At 49.8% G+C, this 17,117-nt stretch carries 15 protein-coding genes and 1 pseudogene; 5 read left to right on the forward strand and 11 right to left on the reverse strand.

The genetic code is table 11. The annotated features are described in order from the left end of the window. Window positions 1–112: 112 nt before the first annotated feature. A pseudogene (locus AB8846_RS22265) lies at window positions 113–547 on the reverse strand (CPBP family intramembrane glutamate endopeptidase); the annotation flags it as partial. 79 nt (window positions 548–626) lie between these two features. On the opposite strand from AB8846_RS22265, the gene AB8846_RS22270 reads away from it, so the two are divergent. The 5 genes from AB8846_RS22270 to AB8846_RS22290 all read left to right on the forward strand — a co-directional run bounded on the left by AB8846_RS22270 (window position 627) and on the right by AB8846_RS22290 (window position 5,878). Then, entirely contained in the window at window positions 627–1,010 is a 384-nt protein-coding gene (locus tag AB8846_RS22270; RefSeq protein WP_019725042.1) for a DUF1496 domain-containing protein, read from the forward strand. Between the two features lie 104 nt (window positions 1,011–1,114). Further along, window positions 1,115–1,510: a lytic transglycosylase domain-containing protein gene (locus AB8846_RS22275; RefSeq protein WP_004187436.1), complete on the forward strand. Its 396-nt coding sequence runs from the start codon at window positions 1,115–1,117 to the stop codon at window positions 1,508–1,510. After that, on the forward strand, window positions 1,510–2,817 hold the full coding sequence (locus AB8846_RS22280; protein ID WP_015059988.1) for a hypothetical protein: 1,308 nt from the start codon (window positions 1,510–1,512) through the stop codon (window positions 2,815–2,817). Before AB8846_RS22275 ends, AB8846_RS22280 begins: the two co-directional genes overlap by 1 nt. A 10-nt stretch (window positions 2,818–2,827) precedes the next feature. Next, window positions 2,828–3,778 (forward strand): DsbC family protein, encoded by a 951-nt coding sequence (locus AB8846_RS22285; RefSeq protein WP_004206886.1) that lies wholly within the window; start codon window positions 2,828–2,830, stop codon window positions 3,776–3,778. 12 nt (window positions 3,779–3,790) lie between these two features. After that, complete coding sequence (locus AB8846_RS22290; RefSeq protein WP_004206885.1) at window positions 3,791–5,878, forward strand: conjugal transfer protein TrbC; 2,088 nt, start codon at window positions 3,791–3,793, stop codon at window positions 5,876–5,878. A 50-nt stretch (window positions 5,879–5,928) separates the two neighbouring features. Here the strand turns inward: AB8846_RS22290 and dqlB are convergent, their stop codons facing one another. The 10 genes from dqlB to AB8846_RS22340 all read right to left on the reverse strand — a co-directional run bounded on the left by dqlB (window position 5,929) and on the right by AB8846_RS22340 (window position 17,091). Continuing rightward, window positions 5,929–6,024 (reverse strand): DinQ-like type I toxin DqlB, encoded by a 96-nt coding sequence (gene dqlB / locus AB8846_RS22295; protein ID WP_004206884.1) that lies wholly within the window; start codon window positions 6,022–6,024, stop codon window positions 5,929–5,931. A gap of 1,222 nt (window positions 6,025–7,246) precedes the next feature. Further along, window positions 7,247–8,302 carry a plasmid replication initiator RepA gene (gene repA, locus AB8846_RS22300; RefSeq protein ID WP_015060006.1) on the reverse strand — a complete coding sequence of 352 codons (1,056 nt, stop codon included), beginning with the start codon at window positions 8,300–8,302 and terminating at the stop codon, window positions 7,247–7,249. Beyond that, complete coding sequence (gene repB / locus AB8846_RS22305; protein WP_011154478.1) at window positions 8,299–8,349, reverse strand: IncL/M-type plasmid replication leader peptide RepB; 51 nt, start codon at window positions 8,347–8,349, stop codon at window positions 8,299–8,301. The genes repA and repB overlap by 4 nt, the downstream gene beginning before the upstream one ends. A 248-nt stretch (window positions 8,350–8,597) precedes the next feature. Continuing rightward, window positions 8,598–8,840 (reverse strand): IncL/M type plasmid replication protein RepC, encoded by a 243-nt coding sequence (gene repC / locus AB8846_RS22310; protein ID WP_023893611.1) that lies wholly within the window; start codon window positions 8,838–8,840, stop codon window positions 8,598–8,600. A gap of 68 nt (window positions 8,841–8,908) precedes the next feature. Continuing rightward, window positions 8,909–9,562, reverse strand: a complete 654-nt coding sequence (locus AB8846_RS22315; protein WP_015060005.1) for a hypothetical protein — start codon at window positions 9,560–9,562, stop codon at window positions 8,909–8,911. Between the two features lies 1 nt (window position 9,563). Then, window positions 9,564–11,759 (reverse strand): DotA/TraY family protein, encoded by a 2,196-nt coding sequence (locus tag AB8846_RS22320; protein WP_015062834.1) that lies wholly within the window; start codon window positions 11,757–11,759, stop codon window positions 9,564–9,566. Next, window positions 11,752–12,348 carry a hypothetical protein gene (locus tag AB8846_RS22325; protein WP_015060003.1) on the reverse strand — a complete coding sequence of 199 codons (597 nt, stop codon included), beginning with the start codon at window positions 12,346–12,348 and terminating at the stop codon, window positions 11,752–11,754. Before AB8846_RS22325 ends, AB8846_RS22320 begins: the two co-directional genes overlap by 8 nt. Then, the gene (gene traW, locus AB8846_RS22330; protein WP_011091082.1) at window positions 12,345–13,553 is read right to left on the reverse strand and encodes a conjugal transfer protein TraW; all 1,209 of its coding nucleotides are present in this window, start codon (window positions 13,551–13,553) and stop codon (window positions 12,345–12,347) included. The genes AB8846_RS22325 and traW overlap by 4 nt, the downstream gene beginning before the upstream one ends. After that, on the reverse strand, window positions 13,550–16,600 hold the full coding sequence (locus AB8846_RS22335; RefSeq protein ID WP_031942490.1) for a plasmid transfer protein: 3,051 nt from the start codon (window positions 16,598–16,600) through the stop codon (window positions 13,550–13,552). The genes traW and AB8846_RS22335 overlap by 4 nt, the downstream gene beginning before the upstream one ends. Continuing rightward, window positions 16,597–17,091, reverse strand: a complete 495-nt coding sequence (locus AB8846_RS22340) for a hypothetical protein (RefSeq protein ID WP_011091080.1) — start codon at window positions 17,089–17,091, stop codon at window positions 16,597–16,599. Before AB8846_RS22340 ends, AB8846_RS22335 begins: the two co-directional genes overlap by 4 nt. Window positions 17,092–17,117 lie beyond the last annotated feature (26 nt).

A 17,117-nucleotide genomic window follows, 5' to 3' on the forward strand; every position in this document is an offset into this window, starting at 1 on the left:
GGCCTGATTATCAAATCACGGAGAAAGAATTGCTGGCGGCCTGGGTATTATTCGCCAATCAGTTGCTCAAATATGGCTATGCTATGGCTGATTTATGAGGGGATCCTTCAGCGTTCAGCATGACACCACGGAACAGGATTTCCTCATTCAGCGGGGCAAGGATAAAGACGGCCAGCAACGTCAGGATCACATCGGGTATGGACTTATCGGCAAAAAGTTTCGTCATAAATGGCTCAGCGGGCAGGTCCAGCACTTTACCCAGCAGAAATTCACCGACATACACCACGGCCATCGCGCCAACCAGCCACAGTGCGCCAACGTTGCTCAGCTGGCCAACGACCGGTAGCGGAGCAACCCAGCGGCGGTATACCAGGAAAACACACAGGAGGTACACCAGTACAGCACCATGACTGAAGAACAGCGTATTTTTCCCCAGCCCATAGAGCAGAACAGCCTGCCCCATGACAAACATGGCCCCCCAGGCTATGGCCCAGGCTGCCAGCAGAACCAGCATAAACTGCAGATATTTATTACGTGACTGAATCATTTTATCCCCTGTTAATTTTTAAACAGAATCGGCTTGACACTCAGGCCGGTTTTCAGACCTAATTTAAATGATACAGAAAATGATTGCCGATTTTTTTAATGGAGAAAGTGAAATGAAATTCAACACGAAGATTGCTCTTATTCTGGCTGCATCCGTAATCAGTTGCAGTGCCTTTGCTCAGAGCGTATCCGCGCCGAAAACCGATTCTTTACTGAGCAGCATTCTGGGTGAGCAGGTACAGACAAACCAACATCTTGTACAACTGCTGGCAAAGGATCAGGATGCCGGTATTACACTGACCCCGGAACAAAAGAAAACCTCTTGCCTGTATGAAAGTCATTACTACAGCAGTGGCGCACCACTTACCGTCGGAAAAGAAACACTCCGCTGCACGCTGAGTGGCGAAATCCCGACATGGGAAAATGTGAACGAGGGCAATATTGTCTCTGTCGAAGGCAAATAAAATCCCTTTGACAGCCTCTCAATTATCCGCACCAAAATGATTTAAAAAAATCTCCTTTTGATGGTATATTTTTTACTCGAAATAGAAATCATTAGGAGATTGTTATGGTTGATGCCCCGCCCTCAATCCCGCTGCCAACTTGCATGGTTGAAGCAGCACAGATTTATCACATTCCTCTCCGTGGATTCCTCGCCTTGTGGCTGACTGAAGGCGGAAAACCGGGAATGAAAAATAAAAACAAAAACGGCACTTACGATTACGGCGCATTCCAGATAAACACCATCTGGGCGAATAAGCTGGCGTCCGATTTTGGCGTGAAAGCGGAGCAGCTGCAGCATGACTTCTGCGCCTCTGCAATGGCCAGTGCCTACATCCTCAAATACAACATCATTCTCGAAGGGGGGGATTTCTGGCAGGGTGTCGGCCGCTATCACTCCAACACGCCGGCGCGTAAGGCCTGGTATATCGGGAAGGTTTACCAAAATTCTCTGAGGTTCTGATGCAAAACCAGCCACAACGGAAAGGGGGAGGGGATGATGGCCTGATGATTATCGGGGCCCTTCTCATCATGATCACAGTGATGTGGTTTGGCTTTCGTGATTATGTGATTTACGGAGTCTGTCGCCTGCTTTACTGGATCTACGGTGTACTGCCGGACGCCATTACGCCGGGTAATGCGGCCGAGCGCCGGGACATGCTGCTGTCGGCGGCGCGGTATAACCACCAGGTTTCGCTGTGGGACTTTATCAGCGTGATGAACGACACGGCCAGCGTGCTCTTTCCCCTGTTCATTTTAATCATCGGGTTGTTCGTCTGGGTTATCTCGCGCAATCCTTACTACCGTCTGACCCGTAAACTGACCATCCGGAACCTTCCCTGGGTGATGGTAAAAAACTATCCGGGGATAGCTCATATCCTCGCCCGGTTTGGCCACCTCGATCAGCTGCTGCTGAATGAAGATCCGGAAGAAGCACGCAGCGCGCAGTCACCCGTTGAGTTTGCCCAGGAACATAACCTGATTGATACCGCTAAGCGCCGCCTCCGTAAAAAAGCCGCACATAAAGTCTTCCTGTCACAGGTAAACCTGGCCCCCGAAGGGGCGGCCCTTTCCCTGGCGCCCTGGGAAAAAGCGCTCGCAGCCTCGTTTGTACATCTGCGGTTTATGGGCGACCGGCCAACGGCTAAATCCATTCTCGACGATCTCAACCGTTCCTGCCTGCGGACTAAAGACGGTTTCCCTGATTATTCGCTGGCCGCCGGGTTCTGGACCGTCGCCAGCCAGTGTGAAGCGTTCCGAGAATTTGCAAAGGGGCGCCGCAGCTCCCGTTCGCTACTCTACGCGCTGTTCGATGATGACCTGCAGCTGCCATCCGCTAATTTCCGGTGGCTTAAAGGTGTGGACCGCACGTTATGGTATGCACTTTCAAGCGCCGGCCGCGGGAAGTTCTTCATTGAGGGAGGTGGTGTTATTGCCTGGAGTCAGTGCGAAAGTTACCGGCTGACGCTCGATGAAGAAAAGGCGGCGAAATTCCCGCCGACCGTGCGGGCGGCCGTGCTGGGCCTTGAGCTGGATCTGCTCCATTACCGCCATATTGACCGCCGCGATCCCGCCATTCCGGTCGCTCACTGGCAGGAAGACGTTATACCGCCATTTGCATTTGAATCTGACGCTGAAGCGGAAGACGAGCCGGCTACGCCGCCTGCAGCTCCGCACGACACCCCGAACAACAGTCTGCGACTGACAGACGATGAACCGACGCCGGCTAAACCTCAGCCGGCAACCCGACCCGATCACCTGGAACTCTAAGCGAGGAAGTATGAAACTCACCGTAAAAACCGATCGCAACACACTTTATCTTTCCGCTGACGGAAACTACCAGGAACAAGCCCTGCACTCCTTCCCCCTGTCAGCCTGTCATTTTGGACTTGGCCATGATGCCGGCAGCGGCCACATCCTGACGCACAATACGTTTTCTGGTGAAGCGGTGCAGCTGTTCCGCTTTGAAAACGAATATCAGGCCATCGAGGCGCTGAACAATATCCGTAAAAAGCTGAAACAGCAGCGCGGACTCAATGCCGTGCGCCGGCTGTCTAACTTTATCTTCTGGCCAGTCGCCGCGCTGGGCTTTATCGTCTCCATCAACGGCGCGTTGATGAATATGCATCAGCCGGCACAGCCACTGCAGGCAAACTCGTATGCTCCCGCGCCGGGTCTGCAGCAGCCTGCCACTGCGCCGGAGCAGCTGCAGGTTCAGGCAGCACCTGAAGCCCCTAAAAAACTGGCTGATAACGACTTGCTGTCACTGAAAGATGCCGTCACCAGCGGACGCTTTACAATCTCGCTTTCAACCGGGCATAAACACACCCTGTATGTGTTTTCCGATCCGATGTGCCCGCACTGCCGCGCGCTGGAACCCCGACTGCAGGAACTGAGCAAACGCTATAACGTCGAGATTTTCCCCGTGTCCGTTTATGGCGACCTGCGCTCGATGGTCCGCGCCGCTCCTGTACTCGATACCGGGAAAGATACCCGACTGAAAAGCTGGGAAGACACGATTAACATGGGATACACCACCATGAACCCGAAAATTGACGATCCGAAAACAGCCCCGGATACCACCGGCGCCCGCCTGGTTGACGCGAACAATATGGCATTTGCGAAATTCGGGTTTATCGGTACCCCGTCCATCGTTGCCGATTCGGGTGATGTGATCCCGGTTTCCGTCGTCAAAGACGATGCCCGCCTGCAGCAGGCAATAGGAGAATAACCCGGAGCCGCTATGCAACAGGAATCTGTAGACAGTAAAAAAGTCCTCCGCCCGGATGGTTCGTTCATGGAGTGGTTCCTCACTCCGAACGTACAGTTTGGCCTGCTGGCCATACTGACCGTGCTGGGTCTGTTTCTCCCCTTTACCATGCTGCTGAGCATCCTCATCCTTCCGCCGCTGATGGTGGCATTCACGGATCGTAAATTCCGGCCACCGCTGCGAATGCCGAAAGACTGCGAAATGTTCGACGACACCCTGACCACGGAAACCCAGGCGGAATACCGTCTGGGGCCCATTCGCATCCCGCATAAGGTCCGGGAGCGAAAGAAAGCGAAGGGAATTTTATATGTCGGGTATGAGCGGGGACGCCTGTTCGGCCGCGAGCTGTGGCTGAACATGACGGACCTGCTGCGCCACATGGTATTTTTTGGTACCACCGGGTCGGGTAAAACCGAAACCTTCTATGGGTTTATCGTTAACTTCCTGCTGTGGTGCCGTGGCTACTGCCTCTCAGACGGTAAAGCAGATAACAAGCTGGCCTTCGCCACCTGGTCGCTGGCGCGCCGTTTCGGCCGTGAGGATGATTATTACGTTCTCAACCTGCTGACCGGCAGTATTGACAGGTTCGTGAACCTGGTGAAGCAGGAAAGCATCCCCGCGCAATCCAACTCAGTCAACCTCTTCAGCGTTGCCCCGCCGACCTTCATCATCCAGTTGATGGAATCCATGCTCCCCCAGGTGGGCGGGGATTCGGCACAGTGGCAGGATACGGCAAAAGCCATGATGTCGGCGCTGATCAATGCCCTGTGTTATAAGCGCGCCCGCGGCGAACTGCTTTTGTCACAGCGCACTATTCAGAAAAACATGTCGCTGCCGGCAATGGCCGCGCTGTACGTGGAGGCAAAGAAAAACGGCTGGCACAGCGAGGGTTACGCCGCGCTGGAAAGTTATCTGGAAAATACACCAGGCTTCCTGCTGGCCAACGCGGAATACCCGGAAACGTGGGAAGCCCGCGCCTTCGAACAGCATAACTACATGAGCCGTCAGTTCCTGAAGACGCTCTCCCTGTTCAATGAAACTTATGGCCATGTTTTTCCGGAAGACAGCGGCGATATCCGGATGGACGATATTTTCCACAATGACCGCATTCTCATCGTCATGATCCCGTCGCTGGAGCTGTCACGCGGTGAAGCGGCCACGCTTGGCCGTTTATATGTGACGCTGCAGCGAATGACCATCAGTAAGGACCTGGGCTACCAGCTGGAAGGGAAAAAAGAGGAAGTCCTGCTCACTCACGCGCTGAATAATCAGGCGCCATACGGGCTGATTTATGACGAGCTGGGCCAGTATTTCACCAGCGGTATGGATACGCTGAGTGCGCAGATGCGTTCACTGGAAAAAATGGGCGTATTTTCCTCCCAGGATCACCCGTCGCTCGCCCGCGGCGCGAACGGCGAGGTGGATTCGCTGATCGCCAACACCCGCGTGAAATATTTTGAGTCGATTGAAGACCGGAAAACCTTTGAAATACTGCGCGAAACCGTCGGCCAGGATTATTATTCTGAGCTCTCCGGGCAGGAAGCCGAACACGGCACGTTTTCCAAAACGGTCCGGGAAGGGGATCTGTACCAAATCCGTGAAAAGGACCGCGTGAACATTCGTGAGCTACGTAAGCAGACCGAAGGTCAGGGGGTAATTTCTTTCCAGGATGCCCTGGTACGCAGCGCCGCGTTTTACATTCCGGACAATGAGAAGTTTTCCAGCGAACTGCCGATGCGGATAAACCGCTTTATCGAGGTATTGCCGCCATCGCCGGCAACGCTGTACAGCATTTATCCGGAACGCAAGGATGATGAACTGGCGGAAACCAACCCGGATGCAATGCGATTCCCGCCGATCAAGCTGTTCGGCTACGACAAAGCGGCCAACAGCCTGCTGGAAAAAATTGAGGTCTTCTACGAGCTGCAGTGTGGCGCAATTTCACCGGAGGAAATGTCGGTGTGCCTGTTTGAACTGTTCGCTGAATGGCTTGATGGAACGGAAACGGACGACGTGCTTTACCACCAGGAAGACGATCTGTTCCCGATGATCGAGATGTAACCCTGTTAAAAGGCGGGGAGTGGTCCCCCCGCCTTTAGTTACGTTTCCGGTCAGTCAAAATACTGCCGGATCAGCTCCAGGACCGCTATCACAGCGTTAGACACTGCAACAACTGCCCGCAGAACGACGATTAACAAGTTAATCATCCGTTTGCTCCATACAGAGCAGGAACACCGCTGATCGCCCTTACATTGCCTGTCACAGCGGCTACCTCACGTCAATTGTTTAGATGTTCCCACTCCAGCCAGGGCATTGAAACAGCACCACCTGTTTTTCAACCAGGGCTTTAAACCGTTCACGCCGCGTAAGCGGGGGCTGGAGAAGAACGTCAACAGATTGACCCGCGCAGTATACCCTATTCCCGGTGGTTTGCATTTACTGCACTCATGGCGTAATATTTAACCGTCAATTGTTTAGGTGTTCCCGCCTCCATCCGGGGCAAAACATGAAAACCCGATCTCACCAGTCGGGTTTTTTTGTGCCTCCACCCTGGCAGAAATCGCATTTCCTCAAATAAGCGCCTGAAACGCTCTCTGTGGCCTTCACTGCAAAAAGAGCAACATTCCCCTGCCTTCACCCTTTTTAACGCGCCTGCGAGCGGCTGACGTGGATAACCGCGGCTAAATCGATCCTCTTTTCCCTGTTAATTTTAAAACTGACAGCAGACACTGGCGTTGATTGCCTGAAAGGCATTGCACGCCATAGCAGATGATTTTCCTGCCTGACTGCCCTGCAGGTGACGCTGTGGCCACATTACCCCCTGGCTACTGCGAGCGGGCGGTGTGACGTTAGCGGCGCACCGGGCGCGTGGGTAGTAGCGTTGACGTCAGGGGTGCGGGTCGCAGCCCTTCCGTCTTACGGGGGTGTTCTTAGTTACATCATCCATCATGCTTTTTTCTGCCGAGCCGTTGGCTCGGCGGGGAAAAGCACGGTGGGGCAAAGAAAAATCTACAGTGGTGGTTTCTGCTGGCCACCCTGCCCGGCATTTGCCGGGTGCTAACCTGGGAGCATAGCGACCATTCTGGCCGTCGTGCCGCGTAGCGGCGCTGAAAGGCCAGGCATATTCCCATAATCCACAGAAAATTGAGCCTGAATAACAGTGATCTCTTTATTGAATAAACATCTTTTTAAAGAAGTTAAGAGTGTATTGCAGCTTGCTTTGACCACGATTGCAGGTGACTTTATTTCCTCCTTTGCGGATAACTGTGGATAGTGGTGATCTCGCTGCCGGTTATCCACCGGCGGCGCCAGAACGTCAAAAAATCACGATGGCCACACGTTAAAACTGGAGGAAATTTGAGCAGGTCGCGCCGGCTGGCGAGCACGAAAACCGCCAGGCGGCGGTAAGAGAATTACAGGGGGAGAAAATCAGTGATAATCAGGGGGACCGGATTCCCTCTCCAGCCCCAGATCGAGCTGATACAGGTGGCTGCGTACTCGCTGGGTAAACTGCTCAGGCGACAGCGCGTGCAGTTCGTCTTTCGGCAGCGTCCGTATCAGATGAACGGACATGGCGTAAGCCCGGTCGTCATAGGGCTGTTCTGCCAGCGCTTTCAGCTTCTTCTCGCGCTTACCCTTCAGGGCGGCTTCACGCCGGCGAACCAGCGTGGCGTGCATCATTTTTTCATACCAGCGCCGGCGCGCGGCTTTAACAGAGATTTCTTCCGCCTGGCCATGTTCATCACGGGTTATCCAGCCTGCAGCTTCAGCGGCCACCTGTTCGGCCTGCTCCGCATACAGCTTATCGAGATCAACACCGATCATCTTCCAGAGGCGTTCCGTCAGCACGACATGCTTGGGGAACCACTTGCGGTTAAACGGGTCCCATGTGACGCCTTCAGGCAGCGCCAGTAACCCGAATTCCATCATGTGCTGCAGCAGCCGGCAAACCCGCGGTACCGTCACTTTCCGGATCACGTTCCCTTCGCTGTCCTTTTCGCTGAGCTGCCACGCCATTTTACTGAGGTTGATAGTGTCGATATGGGTAGCCCGGTCAACGGTGCTGACCAGGAGCGGCACAATCGCATCGAGTAATTTCTCCCGCTCCGGGCGGAAGTCGCGCTTCCGGCCAGCCTGCTCGCGCAGCTGCACGAAGTACGGGTGGCGGCTGATCCGCATACGCAGACTTAACGCGCCCGTTTTGCGATCGCGGCGAACAAGGCGGTTGTAGGCATGGCCAAGCTGGCCAGGGAGCTTTTTGAAATTGTCCGGTCGGTACCAGCTGGGCTCCGGGCAGAGACACGCCGTTGAGTGCGTACCGCGACGACGGCGGGTTTTGCGCACGGGCTTGGTGCCTTCATCGAGAAGCAGCTGCAGGGGCGATTCTTTAGGGGACTGGCTTTCAAGCCAGGAGATGAACTCCGGCGAAAGACCTTCTACTGACTCAATGTCAGAAAGCTGTAGGTATGGATTCTTTTGATTCACCAGCCCCTGCACATATTGGCCGGGCTGTATTGCAATAGGTTACGCATTTGCTATAATCCTTTCTGCCAGTGGGCAGTTTGCACCCCCTGATTCCTGAGAGACCGGCCAAAGTTTCCAACAGGGATCAGGGGGTTTTACTTTTTGTGGCTCCTGCCACTCCTAAGCGGTACATCTCCGGGCCGCTCTTCCCGTGCTAAATTCAGTAATAACCCCGTAAGGTTATGTAAACGCCGCTTAACATATCATGCGTTTCTAAGCGGGGCAATACCTGCGAACCCGCTTTTACATAGTAAGATCACTCTTCAGAATCGTCAAATTTCAATCCGTCGTAATAGCTTTTGACAAGAAATTCAATGACTTCAGCCTGAGTGAGTTTTTTAACTTTTGTGATCTCTATCAACATTCTTTTTGCATCTTTGGGGAGATAAAGGTTTAACTGGTCGTGTGTTTCCCGGATACGGTTCCGGTACTCTCTCTGGAACTCCGGGTTACTCTTCTGTTCCTGGCGCTCAGTAACTCTGTTCACTCTTCCTCCCACAGCATACGACTATAACCACCTGAGTATACATGAAAAAACCGCCTTTTCAGGCGGTTTGGAAGTAAACATCAATACGTTCGTGGTAGCATCCAACCTTCATCAAGCATAGTCTTTCGCCACTGGAGATATTTTTCACCCCTGTATTTTTTATGTTGCTCATGCATCCTGGTTAACATTTCCAGCTGGCGATATGCTAGGCCGGCATTGAGCAAGATTATTTCAACAGTAGGCACATGTCGGTTCCGAATATTTACGACAAGTTTACTATCAGTATACTCCCAAGACTCAATTGTCTCGGCCTCAAACAAAATTCTCTTTTGCTTAATAGAGGCCTGTACAGCATAAAGGGCAGCAATACCAACAACACCGGAGTCCATATCTATACCAAAATATGTTTTCTGAGCCGGCATGTATTGTTCCTCTTTAGCCGATGGATTAAAGCATCCATAAACTCTCATGCCTGCAACGACCTTTTTGACTCCCTTACTTTTTACCTGGCGTACAACATATGTGATCAGCATGGCATCGAAAACAAGTAGAGCAACAAACCACGCCAATGCCAGGCTTCCACCTAAAGTAAGAAAGCCAGAATATACAGTCAACGGAAGACTTATTGTTAAAATAACTATACTTATGGCTACAGACAGGCGTGACAGATAGTAGCCAACACCTTTTGATTTAGCCATGTTGTTATCGACAACAGTATACGAATATCCTTTCATATCACGCCCCCGCTATACCATCTTTGTCTTTATCAACCGTATTGGTTGGGTTGAAGTTCTTCGGCCCAGAAGGACGTCCACCTGTATTTTTAGCTCCACGACCAAATGCAGCAAACAGGTCGTGAACATGATTCTGCATATCACCAAGAATTGAATCGTTATGCTTGTTACCAATCCAGCTGATGACGTAGTTAGGCATCCTTGCAGGTAATGCAAATACCCTAGCGACCATACCTGTACACATCCTTGCATAGACAAAAAGGATACCTATCATTGACCAAAGGCCAGTTGTTGAATCTGCCTGTACATTTTCCATTGCTGTTTTGAAAATATAGTTAAGCGCGGTGCCAAGAGCCACAATGGCCAATGATGCAAAAATGAACCCCATTACCATCAACAGTGGTCGAATCATCACATCTATCAGGAAAATATATCCATACGTTGACCGGTCCTCATTAGTTTGGCCAATGTTAATATGGGTAGCGGCCCACAATGAAGATGCAACGATACCAGTCAGCAAAGTAACTAACCAATCCGCCATTGCGACAAACCAATAGATAAATGGCACAAATGGAAGCCAAATTGAAAGCGTTAACCCTATACAGAACAGAGCGACTAAAATCATGTATACGATCGGAGCCGCAGTTTTAATTACACCCTTAATAATATCCTTACCTGAAGTGAAGAAATTAAGTAATCCCGCCCCCATTCCAGCAGCGTTATTACCATCTGCAACACTCATTGCGACATTAACAGCTCCCCAAGCAGCTAGACCACTCTCAGCAGTAAACATCGTGTAATCACCAATGGCTTTCATTTTCAACAAGGGATTCGTTACATCGCTGTATCCATCGCCAGTGCCGTAGTTTCTAGTGGCAAGCCATGAAGTAACATTAAAGTTGAAAATTTTGGTAATCAACGAATCTGCATCACCACTTTTTGCCGCTTCTTCGATGCCTTTATTGTCAATGTTCTGAGCTAAAGCATTATCAGCAGTACCTAAAGGGGGAGTGTAGGTACTGTTTTTCAGTTGTGAATGATATGCCTGGAACAGACCTTTATAATAGTCCGTAGAACCTACATCACCATCACCACTTATCCCTGATACAATAGGTTTCAGATTAGCAACGTCCTTCAGCTCAGTGTTAGCAGTTGCCAGGGTATGATAATAAATACCAAGATATAGCCAGCCTTTTTCCTTTATATCCGACTCCATTTTCTGGAGCATATCATTGCTTCCGGCAGCATTGTCTGCAGCTTGCTGTACTTGTTGTTGGTAATCTCTTGCTGCTGTCTGAATTGCAGTTTCAACGTCAGGCAGCTGCCCATCTCCGGAACGCATTTTAGACATATAAGCAGAGTTAAATTGCTCTGCTGTATTCTTCATCTTACTCCAAAGCGAGTCTGTAGCCTGCTGTTGAACTGCATAAACAGAATCAGCGTAACCACTGGAGAATACCGAAGTCCAACCTGTAGGTTTTTGTGGTAATTTAACAGTCCCACAAACAGCAGAACCATTGTCAACTGAAATTGAGTAACTAGAATCACCAGTATTAAACTTCATCTGGCTATTACTTTCATAATGTTGGCCTGAAGCCTCCATCTGAGCTAACCCTTGATTGACACCAAGAGCGCACAAGTTCATTTCGAACATTCCTTTAGCCACAGAAGCCATTTCTGGCATAACTGGCGTTATATAAACAGCTTTGCCACTCGCTAGTTCCGACGCTGTTTTATCTGCAATAACATTGGCAGAACCTACACCTATGATTGACCCACACCACAGGAAGAGCAGTTGTGCAACGGACCATCCAACAACAGTTGGAACCAAAAGGAGCCAGCCGAATGTTGTTTTAACAAAATTGAAGGCATTATTCCCATCACCCTCTATAAACTTCCCAAGTTGCCCTGCCTGATGTAGTTTTTTAATACTGATTATCGCCATATAAATCAGCGCTAATATGGCGATAACCTCATTCACTGTGAAAAATACGTTATTTAACAACCCATCACCTGACGGACTGAAAGGATTATTTACCACTTCACCAAAAACGGTATGCAGCATCTGACGTGACAAATCACCAGACCGTTTAGCAGCCTCTGTAATACTATCAATTCCCAGATCTGCAGAATATGCCGGGGTAATGAAAAGCGATAGCGGCAACAATGCGACCAATGAGTTTCTTGACTTATTCATGCGCCCCCCGAATCTGGCCAGCTTGTTCAAAATTAAATGTATTGCGCACACCGTTATCGTTAATAAAATGTCTCAATGTACCGAATTCTTCTTCAGAATGGGCCTCATTGCGTAATTGCCAACCTAAAAATTCATAAGTCATTGCTTTTACGAACGAGTAGATACAAACAGCAAACATTAAACCAAGTGTTAATGTCACCTTCAGAAGGCTTACATTGTATTCAGTATTAACAATCAATTTTACACAGCCAGCGATTAAAAACAGGGCAACAAAAACAGCTATAAAGAAGCAACATAACCAATATTTTTTATACTTACCGGCTTTAGCTAGATGCTGTTCTAAGGGGATAGAACTCTTTTTAACAACATCCTCAAACGACTGATTCGAAGCTGATTTTTCGTCCGGAGCTTCCAAATTTTTGATTTGCTTCTTAACGAAAGAAGCCCGCTCATTGAGCAGGCTGATAGATTCCCTTAGTGATTTCCACATAAACTGAATATCACTAATTCCGGTAATATGATAAACCGCTTTTTTCATGCGGCCGGGGGATTTTGTAACTTCTTCCCCTGTTTTATTTTCGTCTGTCATTTTCTGGATACTCCCGCGTTCACACTCTCCAGCTGTGCTGCCAGCATCGGTTTGTATGTTTGATATGCGTCGTTCGCCAGGATCTGGCCAAGCAGCACATTTTGTTTCTCCAGCTGCTGTTTGGTTTTCAACACTAACCAGTTGTTCAGATTGGCGATATTGATTTGCTCACGCATCAAATCTTCGGTGTTCTTGTTGGTCAACGTCGCCTGGTAAGCAGGGTTGCTGTAACGGCGACCTACTTCGAATTCCTCAAACTCTCTGGCAGACATACGGTTAAGCTGTTTCGCCCTGTTACTGGCCGTCGCCTGGAAATAGGATTCGACTTCCGGCACTTTGCGCGCATCTGCAAGCGCGGCATCAGTGGCCGGGTTCGGTTTAGAGTTGGCGATCATTTCCATCTGAGGTTGTGCGGCCGCGTCGGTGAGCGCCTGGTATTGCTGAATCATGCCCAGGTAAATTCGCCCGCTGGCGCCTTTAACTTCCCCACGACTCAGCTGACGACCAGCACTGCGCAACGCGGTATTTTTCATATAGCGCAGCGCCGCATCTGTCTGCTCATCTGTAAACGTCAGATCAGGTGCCTTGCCTTCTTTGCCGGCGCCATAAAGCAACGAGCTCAGCGACGTATCTGCCCGCGGCATGTCAGATACACTTGGGCAGAATGAAGTCCCGCCAAATGCAGCATAATCCGAACTGTCGCAGTACTGGCTGTGAACTTCGGCCGTTGAAGATGCGTCCACGTCGGTTGCGCGTGCCGGCACTTCAAAAATGGCCTTAACATCTTTCGCAGAACTGGCGCTTCCCAGCGTTCGCTGACCGCCAGCGGCCGCTGAGGATACCCCCGCGGCGCCACCGCCAATAGACTGCGCACAAATATCATCCGGAACACGGTACTTATCCTGTGCCTGCAGCAGCCGGTCATTACGTTTTTGCTCGACTTCGAACTGTCGGTTAGTTTCGGCCACCTGCTGCATTAATGCTGCCTGGCGATCACCCTGCTGGCTGATTGCCGTACCAATGTTAATCAGCGTGGCCTGGATGTTACCTAACAGGCCATTAGCTGTGCTCAACGCCGGCATAACCTGCGTTGAGATGGGAATGCTGCTGTTAACGTTGACCGTATAGGCAAATGCTGACTGTACGCTGAAGGCCAGAATTGAAACAGCCATCACTGACCGTTTTGCTTTTCCGATTTTTATCATCTGAATCCCCTTCTCACATCAGAAATGATTTCTTTAGCGAGCTTCATCGCCATAGTTTGTGATTCTTCTTCAGAATCACGCTCACCACCCTGATTGACCACCATTTCATCAATGATACTTGATGCACTTCCCATAGGGAATCTATTTGCTAATTCTTCCCTTGCTTTTTTCGTTCCCAGCTCTTCATAAAGCACATCTCTGAGAGCTCTGTCTTTTGCAGATGAGTTCAAAGCCCAAAGCAGTTTTGGTCCTAATGTGTTTTTCAGAATGTGGCAAATAAGACCACGTTTTGTTTTAAAAATACCGAGGAATGCAGTACCACTTCCGTCCGGATAAACCCCTTGCGGAAGCTGTCTGAAACGACGCAGGATATCGGCCGGGATGTTGATCTCTAATTGCTTCAGATACTCTTCATCCCCTTCCGTCAGGCGCATCATAAACAGGCTGTTCATGGTTTTAAGCACACTCGAAGGCATATGGCTCAGATACTGAGACGAGAAGGCAGTACGGACGTTGAATTTACGATCTTCAAGGTCAGCGGTGTTCAGCGCATTTTGAATAAAGTCGATGCCGGCAAAGTTATGACACTCATCATAAAAGGTATGTTTAACCTCTTCTGAAAGCTCCCTGATGCGCGCCTGGTGATATGCCCTGTACTGCTCCGGTAAAGCAGGAATGAAGGTTTCTGCGGACTGAGGCAGGTAGTAGTTACGCACAGCCATCTGGCGCGCAAAAAGATACATAATGCCGGACTTGAGCTTACCTGCAGGTGTCGTTCTGTCACCGAGGACGTTTTGCATATCCAGGATCGCAATGCGAGTCTCCGGGCTGAAATCGTAAACCGTGATCCCTGAGAAAATGGCATACTCAGCTGCAGCAGCCTGGAAACAACGTGCAACGAAGCCTACTACAGGCTCACTCCCATTAACTTTTACGTCAGCGTATTGGTTTTTAAATGATTCAGTTTGTAGTTCAGCAATAAAATCGTGAATGGTTGGCACAGCATAACGCTGAGCAACCGTCGCAGCATGAAGATATTTTTTGGCAAACAGCTTATCAACGACTTCCCACCATGTAGCTCTTTCAAACCAGTCTTCACCGAGCTCTTTATCCAGACCTGATTCTTTCAGAGCTTCATTAATCACCGGGTCGTTATACTTAAACAAGTTAGCACTTGAATGCGCTTTTGCTTTGTATACGTTTGATACAACTTTACTGACGATTTGCCCAACGCTCATTGCATCTGGCGGCTGGCCAATTGCCGGATCAATACAGAATGCGTTAAGCATCTGCTTTAAGAATACTTCCTCAAACTGCGTCAGATACCTTGAACCTAACTGCGTATCGCAGATGTTAATACAGTGCGATTCGTCATTGTTCAGGGTGATACTGGCAATCTGGTGACGTTTCTCTGCCGGCAGCTCAGCGCTAATCAGATCGGCGATACCTTTTGCACTGTAGCCCTTATCAATGATGGTCAGATAAGGCAGTTTTTTATCAGCCCGGTAAATCGAACTCAGGTTAAGGCGGTTGGCCAGCACGCTTTTACCGGAACCTGGAACACCGGTGATGACATCGGTAAATTTCTCCTGCAGGGGACTGGCGATTTGATAGGGGAACAGCTTGCCATCGAGCGTGATGAAGTTGATATTGCCTTTACCATGCCAGGGACTGGCCGGACGTTCAAAAGGTAACATCCGCAAGCCTTCACTCAGCGGCGGATAATGCAATGAGCCAGGCGTGGCCGTGGTCAGCCCCGGAACGGATGCAATCAGTGCGCTACCTGGATTGCCATATGTCTTGGACACACCTGATACACCCCAGCCTTCAATCGCCTTAGTTAAAGCCGCCAGGTTGCGTTTGGCTTCATCCTTAGTGTCGCCCCAGGTGGCAAAGTTGATGGCCATGATAGCCGTTGGATCGGTTTCGCTCTGGGCCCGGACATAATCCATATCACGCGCGATATTACCGAGTGAGGGAATGAAACGAAGGAAAGATATGATTACTGATGGCCAGAACAGTGCTTTTTTGCCCCCGCCTATAAAGTCATATTTTATCCGGTACGGGATTTTCCGGTTAATCGCGTTGAATAACTGCTTAAATTTGACAGGGTGAAGTGGTGGTAACTCAAGGGCAACAGAGCCGTAATACTTACCATCACAGTAAATCAGGCCACCATCTTCTTCCAGTTCCCCTTCCATGATCTGGATATTCAGCCGCGGCGGCAGCACGGAGTCGATATTGTCTTTCCGTGGGGCGCCATAAATTCGCAGATTTTGGTCAAACGGCGTGCGAGGGTACCAGTTTTCTGATGTTGAATTCCGGAACAGCATCTGACGCATCATTGCGCCAGCGTGTTTGACATCGAGGACATCAACCAGAAGCCCCATTCCCGATTCATCATCCCCCTGAAGCATACCAATCAGGCGCCACAGCATCGCGTCATGCGTGATCTTCAAACCTTCAAGCTGAAATTCGATTGGGTTCTGACTGAAGCGCGTCTGCGGGATATCCTTCAGTACGCCGGCAGCTTTTGCCTGTTCGTTTTTAAGTTCATCCTTCGCAATCATCCCCTTCGAGGTATACAGCACGATGTAAGCGCGTTCACGGCTGTAATGAGCGGCGATTTTTTTTGCGTCATCGGCGATCAGGTCTTTAATGTCTATCTGCAGACGCTCTATTGCTGCTACCTGCGGTTTATAAACATTATTCAGCTCTTCCTGGTTCTTGGTAAAGTCGCGTTCGAACACCACAGACAACTTATGGCCGCTGTTAATAAAGGAATTCGACAAGGAGTTTGATAGGTGCATGATGAAGTCATTAAACGACTTCTCGTCAAACGATGATTTAGCGCCCTGAACCTCAATAACGGTAAGAAAATCGTTGTTCTTAGTGGTCAGAATGTACGGAGCCCTGATTTCAGGATGCTCAACGCGATCCTGCGACGTAAGCCCTACAACCGTTGTCAAATCACAGTATTTTAACGAGTCATTTGATGTCAGATTGCGTGAGATACCTTCGATCACATCCTCAAAGAAAGAAATCATTTAAAACCTCTCTTACCCTTGTAAATTTCATTCCAGTCACTTACATCCGGCAATTCGTCTGACTCTGCAACAGAAGCGACAAACTCATCGTCAAAATTCATGGGAAGTAACTGATGGTGTTTTTTTATCAGGTGCAGTAAATCGTATCCATCATCACTGCCGGTTTCGTTTAGAACTACGTCAGTTGTGCTGAGCAATATCTGTTTAAGTTTCTGCGCCTTTTCACGGTAAGAATCGTCCGTTGACTTTTCCGCCTTTGCAATTGAACGAAACAGCAGGCTGTAGAGTTTTCGGTTTGTATTTCTCTTCAGCAGAAGTCCGGTTTGAGTCTCTAGTTTCATTTTCTCCGGATGTTCGAGCGACAGGCATACAGAGCAAAGCATTCTCTCTTTCTGTCCATCTTCTGCGAGGGAGAAAACATCTTTGCTCTTTATCCCGCACACATGGCATCTGGCAGGTTGTTCATTCCTGGTGAGCTTAAAATCTTTCATGAGGGAACTCCGGTATTGGCCCCGCA

The organism is Enterobacter sp. KB-221C9, from assembly GCF_041320715.1.
Lineage (GTDB): Bacteria > Pseudomonadota > Gammaproteobacteria > Enterobacterales > Enterobacteriaceae > Enterobacter > Enterobacter asburiae_D.

Bases quoted from the DNA above. Each gene is read 5' to 3' on its own strand.
- AB8846_RS22315 (WP_015060005.1), bottom strand. From the start codon at position 9,562: ATGAAAGGATATTCGTATACTGTTGTCGATAACAACATGGCTAAATCA.
- traW (WP_011091082.1), bottom strand. From the start codon at position 13,553: ATGATAAAAATCGGAAAAGCAAAACGGTCAGTGATGGCTGTTTCAATT.
- AB8846_RS22335 (WP_031942490.1), bottom strand. From the start codon at position 16,600: ATGATTTCTTTCTTTGAGGATGTGATCGAAGGTATCTCACGCAATCTG.
- AB8846_RS22325 (WP_015060003.1), bottom strand. From the start codon at position 12,348: ATGACAGACGAAAATAAAACAGGGGAAGAAGTTACAAAATCCCCCGGC.
- AB8846_RS22270 (WP_019725042.1), top strand. From the start codon at position 627: ATGATTGCCGATTTTTTTAATGGAGAAAGTGAAATGAAATTCAACACG.
- AB8846_RS22340 (WP_011091080.1), bottom strand. From the start codon at position 17,091: ATGAAAGATTTTAAGCTCACCAGGAATGAACAACCTGCCAGATGCCAT.
- AB8846_RS22275 (WP_004187436.1), top strand. From the start codon at position 1,115: ATGGTTGATGCCCCGCCCTCAATCCCGCTGCCAACTTGCATGGTTGAA.
- AB8846_RS22285 (WP_004206886.1), top strand. From the start codon at position 2,828: ATGAAACTCACCGTAAAAACCGATCGCAACACACTTTATCTTTCCGCT.
- AB8846_RS22280 (WP_015059988.1), top strand. From the start codon at position 1,510: ATGCAAAACCAGCCACAACGGAAAGGGGGAGGGGATGATGGCCTGATG.
- AB8846_RS22320 (WP_015062834.1), bottom strand. From the start codon at position 11,759: ATGAATAAGTCAAGAAACTCATTGGTCGCATTGTTGCCGCTATCGCTT.
- AB8846_RS22290 (WP_004206885.1), top strand. From the start codon at position 3,791: ATGCAACAGGAATCTGTAGACAGTAAAAAAGTCCTCCGCCCGGATGGT.
- dqlB (WP_004206884.1), bottom strand. From the start codon at position 6,024: ATGATTAACTTGTTAATCGTCGTTCTGCGGGCAGTTGTTGCAGTGTCT.